The sequence below is a fragment of the Candidatus Photobacterium acropomis genome (assembly GCF_030685555.1).
Taxonomy (GTDB): domain Bacteria; phylum Pseudomonadota; class Gammaproteobacteria; order Enterobacterales; family Vibrionaceae; genus Photobacterium; species Photobacterium lucens.
In genome coordinates this window covers 1,555,330-1,572,398 of record NZ_CP131609.1, presented here as the reverse complement: position 1 = coordinate 1,572,398, position 17,069 = coordinate 1,555,330, and the positions used below count along the sequence as shown (strand labels likewise).

At 40.6% G+C, this 17,069-nt stretch carries 4 protein-coding genes; all 4 read left to right on the top strand.

Annotated features, from left to right (window positions below):
- Positions 1–86 precede the first annotated feature (86 nt).
- The gene (locus tag Q7657_RS14305) at positions 87–3,350 is read left to right on the top strand and encodes a mechanosensitive ion channel domain-containing protein (protein WP_107165010.1); all 3,264 of its coding nucleotides are present in this window, start codon (positions 87–89) and stop codon (positions 3,348–3,350) included.
- 294 nt (positions 3,351–3,644) lie between these two features.
- Positions 3,645–6,932 (top strand): miniconductance mechanosensitive channel MscM, encoded by a 3,288-nt coding sequence (gene mscM, locus Q7657_RS14300; protein WP_107165009.1) that lies wholly within the window; start codon positions 3,645–3,647, stop codon positions 6,930–6,932.
- Between the two features lie 344 nt (positions 6,933–7,276).
- A complete protein-coding gene (locus Q7657_RS14295) occupies positions 7,277–16,648 on the top strand; it encodes a T1SS-143 repeat domain-containing protein (protein ID WP_498827398.1) in 9,372 nt (3,123 codons plus the stop codon).
- Between the two features lie 61 nt (positions 16,649–16,709).
- Positions 16,710–17,069, top strand: a complete 360-nt coding sequence (locus Q7657_RS14290; protein ID WP_498827401.1) for a type I secretion C-terminal target domain-containing protein — start codon at positions 16,710–16,712, stop codon at positions 17,067–17,069.

Below are 17,069 nucleotides of genomic sequence, written 5' to 3'. Positions count from 1 at the left end.
TACCGAACTTTGTATTTATTAGGTACGGCCATATTGCGTCATATATTCCATTTCACGTAGTAGTAATACTCAATAACAGGTTATTTATGCGATTTTTATTATTCTTACGTTTATTTCTTCTTTTTATTTGCGCCCCAATCTTTGCCGAGGAAAGTACACCCTATAAACAAATTATTGCGACTAAAATTAATCAACTCGAACTACAACAAAAAACGCCGGAAACCGTAAAACAGCTTGCCACTTATCAAACAGCTCAAAACCAACTAGAGAAAATTAAGGACTTTAACCAAGCGACCCGTCGTTATGAAGAACTGACGGAGACTTACCCTGAACAGAAGTCTGCAATCAAAGAGCAAATAGATAACTTTAGCGCCACAGAATTTCCAGAGTTTAGCGATTGGGATCACGACCAACTGACATTGGAGATTGCCGGACAAGATACCAAGCTGATCCAACTCGAACTTTCCCGCCAATCGTCTCACAATATTTTAATTAAAATAGAGCATGGTATTGACGATTTCAGCTACCAAGCCAATAAATTACGCACGAAAAAACAGAATCTCATCCAAAAACTGTCTCAAGCTAAACGTGTTAATAACACTGAAGAGCGCATGCTGCTTCAAATCGCAGAGCAATATACGGACAGTCATCTAATTATGTTAGAAGCAGAGCAGCTCAGCGCGGGAAAACGTCGTGAGTTAGCTAAATTACATCTGCAATACGAAAACCTACTGATTGAAGCACATCAAGCATACAGAAATAATTTACAAAACACCCTCAACCATCTTTTACGTTCTAGCATGCCTGAAAATAGCACTGAAAGTCAGGAGCAACAGGCCAATATTCAAAACCAACCAAAGGTGATTCAACAACAGTTAACGTTAAATAACCGCCTCTATTCTGAACTCACCACCTTGAGTTCTCGCATAGAACAAACACAGCAATTAACGAATGTCACTAATGAGCAAATAGCGGAAGCGACACAAACCGAGGGAGCATTAAAAATAATGGCAAGCTGGCTTAAAGTAAGCCCAATTATTAGTGAAAACCTCCGTAATCGTTTACAAGATTTACCGGCTAATCCACCGATAGAGAAACTCAACTTAGATGTCGCACGTAATCAAATTCATCTTTACGATTATCAACAACAATTAGCGCTATTGAAAAAGAGTGAGAACAAAATCAGCACTGATAATCTATCTGAACAGCAAATTGAGCACTTACACTCGCTGATACAAGATAACCTCACCCTATACAGTGATATAAACAAGGCTTCTGAAACCTTAATTTACCAGCAAGCCAAACTGAAAGTGCTTTACGAGCGTTTAGACAGTATGTTGACAACAGTTAAAAGTGAGTCAGCAAAACTGCTATTTTGGGCACCCAATACTAACCCGCTAAGTATTGATGGAATAAAACAAACAGGAGAAAGAATTCAGTGGTTTTTCTCTCCTACACAATGGCTGAAAATAACTAAAGTGCCATATTTTATTAACGCTTATATTCTTTTTATTAGCGCGATAGCGATTACCTTGCTGCTCACTTTTTTATATTTTGCTAAAAAACACTGGTTGGTTTATTTAGAAAAAACCAGCAAATATATTAATCGTGTCACCGTGGATAAATTCCGTTATAGCTATATGAATATAGCGATTGCTTTTCTACTTGCATGCCCGATCCCACTTATAATATCTATTATTGGATACACCTTAAGTCTTACTTGGCAATTACCGTTTATTTTCCATTTAGGCCAAGCGCTTTTATTTCCATATGCGTTAGTTGTCTACTTTTTTATTAGAGAATTATGCCGTGATAATGGCTTATTCATTAGTCACTTTGGTTGGTCTGAGACATTAGTTAATAACATCTTCCGTTATTATAAATACTTGATGATAGTCTTTATCCCCGCTCTTATCTTGCAGCAGTTTACCTTTTTTACCAGTGAGTTAGAGACAACCGCTCCGCTTGGTCGTTTGGCTTTTGTTATTTCTAATATTGCCATTAGTGTTTTCCACTGGCAGTTATGGAAGCTAAAGATACCAATCATCTATGGCAAATTACCTCAAGGTAAAGCGCATATTGGTCATCATATCTTTTGGTGGGTATTGATCATCATTCCACAAGTGTTTAACTGCGCAGCACTTTACGGTTATTTGTCGACGGCACAAAATATCATGTTACGCATACAGCAAGGGGCGATTATTAGTGCTGTTACTGTACTGATTTACTTCTTAATCAAGCGATTGATGTTAATACAAAAACGCCGCTTAGCCTTTGAACGGGCAAAAGCAAAACGTCAAGAAATCATGAATCAATCTCAAGATGAAAACTATGCCAACAATGAACTTGATATTGAAGAGCCAAAGATCGATTTGGATAGGATCAGTGCGCAATCTCTACGTTTATTACACTCAATGTCATTAATTTATTTGCTTATTCTTTGCTGGTTATTTGCAGATTTATATCAGGCGACATCTCTGCTAAAAAGCGTTGCGCTATGGGATATTACTCATACAATTAATGGTGTCGATCAATTAAACACGATCACCTTGCACAGTATCTTGCTGGCAATACTAGCCCTTGGCTTAACCATTATTTTAACCCGCGATTTACCCAGTGCGATGGAGCTGCTGATTTTACAGCATTTAAATTTAAGCCCGGGTACAGGTTATGCCATTACTTCTGTCACTCGATATTTATCCGTTTTCATCGGCGTTATTGTTGGCTCAACATTAATTGGATTTGATTGGAGTAAAATTCAATGGCTAGTTGCTGCTCTTGGTGTTGGTATAGGTTTTGGTATGCAGGAAATCTTTGCCAACTTTATTTCTGGCTTAATTCTTTTATTTGAAAAACCCATTCGTATTGGCGACACAGTCACTATTCGCAACCTCACAGGTGTAGTCGCAAAAATAAAAACACGCGCTACAACGATTGTTGATTGGGACAGAAAAGAAGTGATTGTGCCAAATAGAGCATTTGTAACTGAGCAATTTATTAACTGGTCGCTGTCTGATGCAGTTACTCGGGTAAAACTTTCAATCAATGTGAAATTGAAAGCCGATCCAGAGCTAGTAACACAATTATTATTTGAAGCTGCTGAGGAATGTGAACTGGTACTTGATAACCCTGCTCCAGAAGTGTTTTTCTTAGGGTTAACCGCTGATTGCCAACAATTTGAATTGCGGGCTTATGCTGCAGAAACAGGACATCGTTTAAGTTTGACCCATGATCTTCACTGCCGAATTAAAAATAAGTTTATGAAACATCATATTGATATTGCCTCACCTCAGCTAGAAGTGACAATGAAAGGCCAGCAATATCATCCTGTTACCAGCAGCAAGGCTTAATCATTTCGGGGACTTTCATTGATTGATAGCAGTATTGAATAACACAAGGCAAAAAGGCTGCTGGGTCAAACTCAGCAGCCTTCTTTTATAGACGGAGCAATATGACAGAGCAGCTCTCGGAATTAGAAGATTTCCCCTAGATTCTATACCCAAGTAACCACCATTCACGACTTATAGATCAATTAGGTCTATTCTCATACCAATCTATTGTTTTTCATCAATTTCAATTGCTGTAACATAACACTTACATACCCTGCGTTTACGCATCCGTTGTACTTCACTCACAGGTTTTTTATGCGACTGTTCACTCTCTTGTGCCTTGTTCTTCTCTTTCTATGTGCCCCTCTTTCAGCAGAAGAAGCCACACCATCTGAGCAAATTATTGCACATAAGATCAGCCAACTACAGCAACAACAAAAGACACCTGAAATCGTCAAACAACTTGAAGCTTATCAAACGGCACAAAACCAGTTAGAGAAAACCAAAAATTTTAACCAAACAACACGTCGTTATGAAAAGTTGATGGCAGCCTTTCCTGAGCAGCAAGCAGCTATAAAACAAAAGATTGATAACTTTAGTGCGATTGAATTTCCTGAGTTTACGGATTGGGATCACGATCAGCTAACGTTAGAGATTGCCGAGCAAGATACTAAATTGGCTCAGTTAGAAATCGCTCGCCAATCGTACCGTAATATTTTGATTGAAATTGAACATGGTATTGATGACTTTTCTTATCAATCCAATCAGCTGAGAAATCAAAAACAGACCATAGGCAAAGAGTTAACCCAAGCTAAACGTATTAACGACACAGAAGCGATCATGCTACTGCAAGTTGCTGAGCAATATACGATTAGCAAACTGTTCATGTTAGAAGCGGAGCAGTTAAGCGCAGGTAATCGCCGTGCGCTGGCAAAGCTACAACTACAGTACGAAAACCTGTTAATTGAAGCACATCAGGCATATCGCAATAACTTACAGAACACCCTTAATCGTGTTTTGCGCTCTAGTATTTCTGAAAATGATGAGCAAAACCAAGATTTGCAAGCTGATATCCAAAACCAGCCTGAAGTCATTCAGCAACAGTTAACTCTGAACAAACGCCTATCTTCAGAGCTCACTACGCTAACGGCAAATATTGAGCAAACCCAACAGGCGATCGGTACCACGAATGAACAAATCTCTGAAACCACACAAACAGCAGATGCATTAAAAGTGATGGCAGATTGGCTTAAAGTCAGCCCGATCATAAGTGAAAATTTACGGAATCGTTTAAAAGATTTACCACCAAACCCTCCGATTGATATGCTCAATCGTGATGTTGCACGTAACCAAATTCGTCTTTATGACTATCAGCAACAATCCGATCTACTGAAAAACAATGAAAACAAAATCAGTACCGAGAATTTAACGAATAAACAAGTCGAGCAGTTACATGCACTGATCCAAGACAACCTCACCCTTTATAGCGATATTAATAAAGCATCAGAAACGCTGATCTATCAGCAAGCAAAGCTAAAAGTGATTTACGATCGCTTAAATAGCATGCTGACAAAAATTAGGAATGAATCGACGACGCTACTGTTTTGGGCTCCGAATACTAATCCGTTGAGCCTTGATGTAATCACTCAAATGGGTGAGAAAATAAAGTGGTTCTTCTCTCCTGTGCAGTGGATCAGCCTTCTTAAAGTCCCTACTTTTGTTAGTCCTTATGCCCTCTTTGGTAGTGCATTTGCCATTTGTGTTTTGCTTGGTTTCTTACACCTTGTCAAAAAACGTTGGCTTGCGTATTTAGAAAGAACTAGTAAGCGTATTAACCGTGTAACTGAAGATAAATTTCGTTATAGCTATGCCAATGTTGCGATTGCATTTATCTTGGCATGGCCTATCCCATTGACCATTTATATCATCGGTCACACGCTAGAATTAGCATGGCAACTCCCCTTTGCTGCACATTTAGGTATGGCATTGTCATTACCTTTTGCGCTTGTAGTGTATTACTTTATTCGCGAGCTTTGCCGTGAAAACGGTCTATTTATAAGTCACTTTGGTTGGTCAGAAAGCATCATTAACAGTGCGTTGCATGACTATCGTCGCTTAATGATTGTGTTTGTTCCTGCCCTGATTTTGCAACAGTTCACGATGCTAAATAACGAACTCGACACTTCAGCAACCCTTGGTCGTTTAGCCTTTATTATTTCTAATATTGCAATCAGTGTGTTCCATTGGCGTTTATGGAAATTAAATATGCCAATGACTTATGGTGAATTGCCAGAAGGTAAAGCGCATATTGGTCACCATATATTTTGGTGGACACTTATCATCACCCCACAAGTGCTCAACTACGCAGCACTTAATGGTTACTTGGCAACATCCCAAACCATAATGTTGCGCATTCAACAAGGGGCGGTTATTGGTGTCGCTACCCTTTTGCTCTATTACCTGATCAAACGTTTGATGCTAATTCAAAAGCGTCGACTTGCTTTTGAGCGTGCCAAAGCAAAACGCCAAGAGATCATCGCCCAACGCCAAGCAGAAATGCTGGAAAATAAAGATGACAGCGTAGTACACCATGAGATGTCGATTGAAATTGAAGAGCCTAAAGTCGATTTAAATAAAATCAGCGCGCAATCACTGCGTTTACTTCGCTCTTTGCTATCGATGATTTACCTTCTCATCCTGAGCTGGCTCTTTGCCGACCTTTATCAGGCAACGTCACTACTTGAAGGCGTCACGTTATGGGATGTTACTAACACGATCAATGGTACTGAAGAGCTAAATACCATCACTCTACAAAGTGTACTGCTGGCGATTTTAGCCTTTGGTTTAACCGCTATTTTGGCGCGAGATTTACCCGGGGCGATGGAGTTATTAATTCTTCAGCATTTAGATTTAAGCCCAGGTACAGGTTATGCCATTACCTCGGTTACCCGCTACTTGGCTATTTTTATCGGAATTATTGTTGGCTCTGCTTTAATTGGTTTTGACTGGAGCAAAATGCAGTGGCTTGTCGCGGCACTGGGTGTCGGTATCGGTTTTGGTATGCAGGAGATCTTCGCTAACTTTATTTCTGGCTTAATTATCTTATTTGAAAAACCGATCCGTATTGGCGATACGGTAACAATTCGCGACCTCACAGGTGTAGTTGCGAAAATAAAAACACGTGCAACCACCATTGTTGATTGGGACAGAAAAGAAGTGATTGTGCCTAATAAAGCATTCGTTACAGAGCAATTTATTAACTGGTCTCTATCCGATGCCATCACGCGTGTGAAGTTATCAATTAATGTGAAATTTAAAGCAGATCCTGAACTGGTAACACAATTATTATTTGAAGCAGCAGAGGAATGTGAACTGGTACTCGATAACCCAGCACCAGAAGTGTTCTTCTTAGGGTTAACCGCCAATTGCCAACAATTTGAATTACGCGCTTATGCGGCAGAAACCGGACATCGTTTAAGTTTAACTCATGATCTTCATTGCCGGATTAAGAACAAGTTCATGAAACACCATATTGATATCGCATCACCTCAGCTTGAAGTGACAATGAAAGGCCAGCAATATCATCCCGCTTCAGGCAAATAGAACCTCACCTTCTTACGTACTGCTATTTATAAAATAGCAGTACGTATCTATTTCAAAATCATGCATTTCAGATACTTATTAATATAAATATCTAAATAACACTGAGCGTTAATAAATATTTTTATTTATAACCAAAGATTTATTGGTTACAACACGCTCACATCCATTAACAAATATGTAATCAATATCACAAAAAATAATGTCAAAAACGTAGGTTTTGTAAAAATAATGTTTTTCAACCATTTTGCTCTCTAATATTGATTAGAGTTGCGAGATTATGCTTTGGATTTAACAAACACTCGCCACACATTTCCACAATAAATAATAAAATGCAGGGGCCAAGGATGAAGCCAGTAATGTATGTAGTTGTTGAAGGCGTTATCTGGAAAATAACAGCTGAAGGTGAATGGGTACAAATTCCGCCATCAGAGATCATTGATAATAGCGTCCCTTTTATAGATGAAAGAGCTCATGTTAATGAGATTTTTAAGACTCAGCCGACTGACGATGATGTTACGCCATTAGCTGATGCTGATACGGCTCCTCGCCATAGCCAAAGTTCAGAACAAACAACAACCACACAAGATTTGTCCAGTAACAGTGCTTCCTTTATCGCTCGTATCCAAGCAACGTTAGATGAAACCATTCCTGAGGCTGGCTTTATTACTCGCCCTACCGAATCTATTGCCAAGAATAACAATGATGATATAGGCCGAGACATTCCGCCATTACGTAATAGCGCAGCATTAACGGTCACCATTGTTGACGGCGGTGATGGTTATGAAAACCAATTTGAAGTACCTACGGTTGATCTGTTTGGTGATGCCTTTGATGTAGAAGATGGACGCATTGTGGCTGTCACCATTACCGATATTAATGGTAATACGTTTAAAACCCATGCTGTTGTTAAAAATCAGCAATGGGCTATTGATAATCAAGATCTTAGCAACCTAGCTGAAGGTCCACTGGATGTTTACGCTTCTGTTACTGATTACTATGGCAACTTTGTTGATGCCACAGATAAAACAATTAAAGATACTCTTGCAGAAATAAGCGCTGAATTTGAAGGCAATGGTGATAATTATTTAAACCAATTTGAAGTTTCGATCAGTGACTTATTGGGTTCGATTACCTTTGTAGAAAATAACCAAGCTGTCACGATTACGGTTACCGACAGCCAAGGTAACACCATCAGCTTTGAAACCACAAATAATGATGGAAAATGGAATATTAATGCAGTTGATCTCTCCTCACTTGCTGAAGGTGAACTGACTATTTTGGCAGAAACTGTCGATATTGCAGGTAACCCCGCCTCTGCCACTGACACCATTATCAAAGATACCTTGGCTGATATTAGCGCTAACTTTGAAGGCAATGGTGATGAGTTTTTAAATCTTGTTGAAGTGTCTGTTACCGATCTCTTTGGCTCAGTGAATAATGTTGAAAACGGACAAACCGTCACCATTACCGTAACCGATAGCAAAGGCGTTAAGCTTAACTTTGAAACCACCATTATTGATGGAAAATGGACAATCAATGATGCGGATTTATCTTCGCTTGCTGAAGGTGAACTAACCATCTTAGCTGAAACCGTCGATATTGCCGGTAACCCCGCCTCTGCTACTGACACCATTATCAAAGATACCTTGGCTGATATTAGTGCCAACTTTGAAGGCAATGGTGATGAGTTTTTAAATCGCTTTGAAGTGCCTGTTACCGATCTTTTTGGTTCGGTAGATAACGTTGAAAATAATCAGCCTGTCACCATTACCGTGACCGATAGTAAAGGCGTTAAGCTTAGCTTTGAAACCACCATTGTCGATGGAAAATGGACAGTCAATGATGCGGATTTATCTTCGCTTGCTGAAGGTAAACTGACTATCTTAGCTGAAACCGTCGATATTGCAGGTAACCCAGCCTCGGCTACTGACACCATTATCAAAGATACCTTAGCAGATATTACCGCCAACTTTGAAGGCAATGGTGATGAGTTTTTAAATGCCGCTGAAATTGCAGATAAGACCACACTCTTTGGTGATATCGCCTTTGTTGAAGATAACCAAGCAGTCGAAGTCACCGTCACAGATAAAGACGGAAAAACATTAACCTTTAATACCATTATTATTAGTGGTGCTTGGTCTATCGATGATGTGGACTTATCAAGCCTTGCTGATGGCGAACTGACTGTTACAGCGAAAACAACAGATATCGCAGGCAACCCAGCAGAAGCTATCGACACCATTGAAAAAGACACTTCAGCACTGACCATAGACATTGATACTAGCCAGTACCAACTGGGTGGATTGAGTATTACAGCTATCAAAAATGGTGCAGTCACGTTCCTTCAAGGAACCACAACAGGGACAAAAGAAGGTGATGCCGTTAATGTGACTTTCAGTGATGGTATCAATACTGTCACCTTAACCACCACGGTTGATAAAGACGGTCATTGGCGTATCGAAAATTTTGATCTCTCAGTTTTAGATCCTGCAAAAATTTGGCAAATGTCTGCCACAGTGAACGATGCAGCAGGTAATAGTGCTAGTGATGATATGCCTACACTGACAGAGCCTAGCAATATTCTGTTTTTTGAAAATGCACTTGATACCCACTCGGATTTAAAAGCGACATCAAGCATTAATATTGAATATGCCGAGTTCAGCTTTCACCAGAATCAAACCATCTTAGAAACGCTCACATCCCATGGTGAGCCTGTCACAGTGATCATCTCAGACGATGGTTTACACCTTACGGTAAAAACAGCGACAACCACCGTACTTACCGCTGTCATTAATACCGAAACAAAGTCAATCAAAGTGACCTTATTAGCGCCAGTCGATAACAATATGGGTAATAACGACACGCAAACCGGCATTTTAATTAATGGCTTACAAACAGATGGGGATAAAACCAGTGAAACGGTTGTGGCTAACGTTCCGATCTATATTAAAGACTCTGTACCTAAGTTAGTTGACGATCAGGGCGATCTGGTTGAAGGCAATACGATCACTGGTAATGTACTTACAAATGATATTGATCTTGATTCTTCCCTATTAGTCACCAGTATCACGATCAACGGTGAAACGAAAGTATTGAATGGCGGCTCTGTCACTTTTGAGCTATCTGAAGGTAAATTTATCATCACCGCAAATGGCGAATGGACATTCATTGCCAATCGCAACCTTGATCATCAGTCAGGTGATATCCAACTTGATATTAGCTACTCCGCTACAGATAAAGATCTACAGCAAGACAGTGCCACGCTAACCATTACCATCAAGGATGGTGAAGCAAATAGCATTATTCAATCTGACGCGAATAATATCGAAAAGATCATTACCACGGCTTCAGAAAGCTATAACGGTGAATTTACAGTCAAAGCTGGTTCAGATAATCCCGATCCTAACAGTGTTGTTTTTAATGCGCAGACAATCACAGCGCTTAACGCTTTAAACCTGACTTCAGGGGCAAATTCTGCAACGCTGGAATATACATTAAGTGATAATGGCAAAACCATTACAGCATCTGTTAATGGACAAACCATTTTTACGCTCAGTGTATCAAGCGTGGTTTCCGGTAATGATCTGACAGGCACCGTTACCCTTACTCAATACCAGCCGTTAAACCACCAAAGTCCGGACGATACAATCACGTTACCGCTGTATATTGATGCGACAGATCTCGATGGAACAAAAACCCCAACAGGACAATTTGATTGGTTCATTAAAGATGGCGCTGACCCTGAATTAGTGGCGAACAGTGAATTGTCCTTCGATGAAAATAATCTTTCAGCTCAGCCAATTGAGAAAACCGGTACTCTTCATATTACTGTCGGTAGCGATGGATTAAATGGCACAGCTGAACAAAGCCCACTGTATTTTGACATTAGCCAGTTACCCACAGGCTTAACCAGTGGTGGACAAGCGATCAGCTATACAATTTCAGATGATAATCAAACTATTACTGCCAAAGCTGGTGGTAATATTGTGTTTGAAATCAGCTTATCGGCTCGACCAAATGCCGAGTCAAACTCAAGTGTTGATTACACTTTCAAGCTATACCAATCGCTAGACCAAACCGCAGCAAATGGCGAGTTACCTATCTCAATTCCTGTCTTTGTTAAAGATAACGATGGTGATGTAAGCCAGACGACATTAGATATCGTCATTATTGATGGTAGCGATCCTATTATTACCTCAGCCACACTCGTTGTGACAGAAGAGCCAATAGCAACAGATACCTCAACAGGTATTGATTCCACCGCATCGACAACGATTTCTATTACAGCAGGTCAAGATCCTATTATTGATCTTAAGTTAGCCCTATCTGGTACGGTGAAAGACAGTGATGGCAACAATATCACCCACAATGGGCAGACGTTAACTTGGCAAGTGGATGGAAGCAATACCTATAACGCTACACTTGCTGACGGCACAGTGATCTTCACTATTCAACTCTCTGATATTGGTACTGTACCGTCAGGTGGCTCTGTTACTGCGACGATTGATTTTCAATTAAATAGCTTTATCGATCATATCAATGGTAAAGACACCCAGTTGGATCTCAAGCTACCAATACAAGTGACCGACAGTGATGGCAGCACGGGTACATCAGAAGTCACAGTAACGATTTGGGATGGTTTAGTACCAAGTATCACGGTCAATGACAGCTTAGCCGTTCAAGAAAACGATCTGCTTGATGATAACCTCGATAAAGATGCGTCGACGACAGCCGCACCAACACTAACCTTCAATACAGGTAGTGATGAGATTACTGCAGTGCATTTAGATACCGCACTGTTTAACGACCAAAACTACACAAGCGGTGGTGTTAACATCACGCTTGGTGCACCTAATGCTAATGGTTGGTATACCGCTAAAGCTGATGGTAATAACGTCTTTCGTATCAAAGTAAATCTTGATGGTACTGTTCAATTTGAGCTGTTTGCACCTATCGACCATCCAGATCCAAATAGCCAAGATACTCTCGGCTTAACATTTGGCGTGATTGTCACTGACAGCGATGGCGATCAATCTGACACCGCCATCTTTGAAGTCAATGTGACCGATGATGTGCCTCTTGCTGGCGAAGATGGAACTTTAACCCTTATTGAAGGTGAGCAATCAACGGCACAATTATTATCAGATAACATCACAGGTGCCGATGGCGGTAAAGTACTTGAATTTACTTATCAAGGTAAAACTTACCCCGCAGATGGCACAGCCATTGATTTAATCAACATCAATGTTTCACCAGCGCAAAAATACGGTACCTTGATCGTTAATGCTGATGGTTCTGTCATTATTAATACCATTGCCAGCCCTGAAGGTAGTGGTCATATCACCGATCACTTCACCTATACCGTACAAGACAATGATGGTGATATCGCGGTAAGAAAAACAGCACTCACGCTGGCTGATGATCCAGGACAAATCATTGTTGAACCGATCAACGTATTAGAAGATACCCTTACGGCCCCACTGAGTATTAAGGTCTCTCTCGGTGATATCGATCAAAATGAAACCTTAAGTACCATCACCATTAGTGAAAGCTCACTAGCCGGCGGGACGCTTTACCTTAATGGAACTCTTCTTACCGCTGTTGGTGGCGTGATCACACTGAGCGATTTTGTTAAAGAAGGTGATTTCTTCAAACCTAATGGAAATTTAACGTATCAGCCTGCACTAGATACAGCATTAAACCAACAACCTGTGGTTAATCTCGATATTACAGCCACCATCACAACCAGCACTACTGACAAGGTGTTAAATACCAACCTCACTATCAATGTTTATCCTGACGCTGATGCGCCAATCTGGGATGAAACAAAAGAGTATGAGTACACTGGGGTTGAAGATGACAGTAACGGTATTCAATTAAATGTGGGTGCTAATCTACAAGACACCGATAGTTCTGAAAGTCTAAAATACAAAATCACCGGTATTCCTGATGGCATTACACTTAAACTTGATGGTACCGTTATTACCAACGGTAAAGTTATCAATGCTAATCAAATCAATAATATTAAGATTTTTTCAGATAAGAATTTAGCCGGTAAATTCACCTTTACTCTTACTGCAATTGCAATTGAAAAAGGTGACCAATTCTTAACACCAGCAGATAAAAGAGAAGAAGTCTCCCGTGAGATAACGGTTAATATTCGCCCAGATGCGGATACACCGACTCTTTCAGTTAAAAACATCAAAGGGCTTGAAGATCAGGCGATTAATTTAAGTAATGCCCTGATTGGTCGTCTCACAGATACCGATGGCTCTGAATCTTTAAGCTATCAAATTAAAGTTCCTGAAGGTTGGTCTATCCAAGGTGGTGATGCAGTAGAAACACCATCTGGCTCTGGGATCTATATTGTGAGTGCTGCCGATATAGCCAATGGCACAGCCCTACTACATCCGAAAGCCGATATTAGCTCATGGACTGAAAAGCTCACGATTGAAGTCACCGCCATTTCTACTGAATCAACAGTTGATGGTTTAACACCAGTCAATGAACAAGCCGTTAGTGATACAAAACTGGTTACTATCGATCTGAAAGGTGTGATTGATCGCCCAGACGTTGCCGATGGTGGTAACGGTCACTGGGTGTATGAGCCAACAAGCACAGATAATTCGACAGGCTTTAAAGGCACAATCAAAGGTGTGGCTGGCTTTTATGAAGATCAACCACAGCCGCTAGATTTTTTAATTACCACCAGCGATGACGATGGCTCTGAAGATATCACTATTTTGATCACCAACTTACCTGACGGTGTGACATTTGTTGATATCAACGGTAAACCATTAGTGATCGAAATTGTCGGTGAAGATGCCACTACAGGCTTGATCTATCGGATCACTCACGATCAATTAACAACTAGCTATTTAAAAACGCCAAAAGACTTCAGTGGTAGTTTGAAATTTGATGTTAATGTCATCTCTACTGAGCCTGATGGTGATAGTGGTGAATTTAACTATAAAGTGGATATTGATGTGCTGCCTATCGTTGATGAAACCGATGGTGCCTTACTCAATAGCTCTGGGAATGAAGATGAAGCCATAAGGTTCCTTGTAGAACCAAGTATCACGAAAGACAGTGATAATAGCGAAAGCCTCACGGGCTATAAGATCATCTCTATTCCAGATGGATTAACACTCTTTATTAATGGTACAGCGGTATCTGTACCTGCTGGTGGCTTAGATCTCGCCGCTTATAAAGATAGCGCTCAATCATGGTCTGATTTTATCAATAGTAACAAAGTCACCATAAAAGCAGATGAAGATCTTAGTGGTATTTTTGATATTGCGATTAGCTATGAAGTCACAGATACCTCCCCAACAGGGAAAACTGCATCAAAAGAGCTTAATGCCACCATTCAAGTCGATATTGCTGGAATAGTAGAAAGTGATACGCGTTTAGTATCGACGAAAGAAGTATTAACCAGTACCGATGGAAGCCCGATTGATCTCACCAATACTGTGCACTTTATTGATGAAGACTTAGATGGTTCTGAATATCTGGATTACATCATTATTGAAGTCCCTGCTGGGATTAACTTGATCATCGATCACCCTAATGGCGCTTATATTGATGGCAATGGTAACTGGATCATTCCCGCTACAGGCTTAACGAGTGATAGCATTAAAGAAGCGATGCAAGATCTGTTTGCGGCCGCAAAAGTAAGCTCAAAAGTAGATACTGATGTTATTACTCTCAACATTAAAGCCCGCGTGATTGATGATGAGGATTCACGCTTTATTGAAGCCCCACTGCAAATTCAAATTACTGGTCACAGCGGTGGTGGTTCATGTCTGCCTATTGATGCACCAGATAATATTCAAAGCGGTGAGATCGTTGCCAAAGAAGGTGAAAACATAGATCTTTCTGGCCTTCTAAACGGAGATATTGATGATAATCCAGAAGTCGAATTATCTTTCTTTATCGACATCAACGATCTACCTGAAGGTGTCGAAATTGAAGGGCCAGGGATCATTACAGAATACAATGATGCTGGTGAAGTGATCGGCTACACCATTACTGAATCAGGTCTTTCATCCATGGTGTTTGTTGGACTCGATGAAGATTGGGCAGGCTGTCTTGATATTCCGATCACCATTACTCAAACATCAACCTGTAATGGTCAAAAATCAACAACAACGCAAAACATCAAAATTGATGTCGCGCCTGTTGTCGATGACATTACGATCACAGCGACACAAACCACCGTCAAAGAAGACAACAATAATACGGATACACCAGTTGATCTCAATCTTGAAATTTTACTCGGTGATAGCGTACTAGGTGGTCAAAGCATTACTGGTGAAGGTGATTCTGCGACAGGTAAAGAAACCATTAATTGGATGAAAATCACCCTCGTTCCGGGAGGGACACTGGTAGGTGATGCATCAATCCTAACGAAAAATCCTGATGGGAGTTGGCAGATCCTCGACCCTGCTCGTTTAAATGAAATAAAAGTATTATTGCCAGAAAACTATAGTGGTGATTTAACCATTAACGTTGAAGCTAATATTACCGACAAAGCAGATTGCCCAACCCAGACCGATACCCAAACCAAAACGGCATCGGTCGTAATTAACGTTGAACCTGTCACTGATATTGCAGAAATGCCTGACGCTATTACTGCAATCGGAGATGAAGACAGTTATATCCATATAGAAGGGCTTGGCGCGATCTTATACGACAACGATGGCTCTGAAACCATTGCATTAAACCTTTCTGGTTTACCTGCTGGCGCTGTACTTTTCTATTCTCCTGATAATGGAGAATCATTTGTTCAGCTGCCGAATAATGGCACATCGTGGAGCTTTGATATTAGCCAAGCAAGCAATATCTATATTCGCCCACCGCAAGATTTTAGTGGTGATATCAAGCTAAAACTTGATGCTATTACCAACGAAATTGGCACAACAGATATTCAAACCTCAACCACTGACGTGATCATTGGTGTCAACCCTATTGGTGACGATGTGCAGTTCTTTGGCGTACCAGAAACGCTATCAGGCACTGAGGGAGATAGTTTCACGATTCCGGTGAATATCGAAAGTTATGAAACCAACAGTGACGAAAGTTTACGACTAACGGTGATCTTCAGTGCGGCAAACCGTGACCAACTTCATGGCCTAGACAAGATTAAAGTGGGTGATCAAGAAATACAGATCTCCCAAAAAGGTGAAGTATGGTTTGCTACCGCTATCGTTAATAGCAACACTTTCGATGAGTTTACCCTCTTTACGGGTGATGCATTTGGCGACATTGATATCCAGCTTATTGCTAATACTGTTGATAGCAATACGGTATTGGGTAAGGAAGTGAAGCATGAAGGTACACCTGTTGTAAAAGACATTAACCTCACGCTAACGCCAGTGCCAGATGCCCCTGAACTCACAGCAAAATACAACAGCATCATTGCTGAAACTGAGACAGACATAGCGCTCAATCTCGCACTTAATCTGACCTACCCAGCCCCAACAGAAAAAGGAACCGTGTTGATCACTGGTTTCCCTGATGGGTATACCTTCTCGGCGGGTAAAGCAACCAAGCATGGTTGGGAAGTCGAGCAAGCGGATATTGCCAATCTCATGATGACGGGCAACAGTGCGCAAGATTTCACCTTATCCATTGAGCCAATCGCAGCTATCGGCAGTCAAAAAGTCTCTGGTACGACACAAACCATTGATTTCCAGATAGCCGCAGTGCGGTGACAATACGCTAGTCGGCACAGCCAATGATGACTTGATCATTGGCGGTAAAGGCAACGATGTTATGTCAGGGAATGCAGGTAATGACAGTTTTGTCTTTAAATCCGAGGATCTAGGGACACTCGCTGCGCCAGCACAAGATACTATTTTAGATTTTGATGCCACAGCAAATACCGACAACATCGATTTAAGCGCTATTTTATCCAATGTGACTGATGGTATTTCAGCCGATAACTATATTGATATTACTGAAAATAACGGTTCTGTCACATTACATGTTAAAGATAATGGTGCAGATGTTACGCAAGAGATAACGTTAGATAATGTAAGTAAAGATGCGCTTTATGGCGCTGATGCAAGCTCTGCAACGGAAGCTGAGCTACTACAAAAAATGATAGATGATAATAATCTAGTTACAGGCTAA

Bases quoted from the DNA above. Each gene is read 5' to 3' on its own strand.
- mscM (WP_107165009.1), top strand. From the start codon at position 3,645: ATGCGACTGTTCACTCTCTTGTGCCTTGTTCTTCTCTTTCTATGTGCC.
- Q7657_RS14290 (WP_498827401.1), top strand. From the start codon at position 16,710: ATGTCAGGGAATGCAGGTAATGACAGTTTTGTCTTTAAATCCGAGGAT.
- Q7657_RS14305 (WP_107165010.1), top strand. From the start codon at position 87: ATGCGATTTTTATTATTCTTACGTTTATTTCTTCTTTTTATTTGCGCC.
- Q7657_RS14295 (WP_498827398.1), top strand. From the start codon at position 7,277: ATGAAGCCAGTAATGTATGTAGTTGTTGAAGGCGTTATCTGGAAAATA.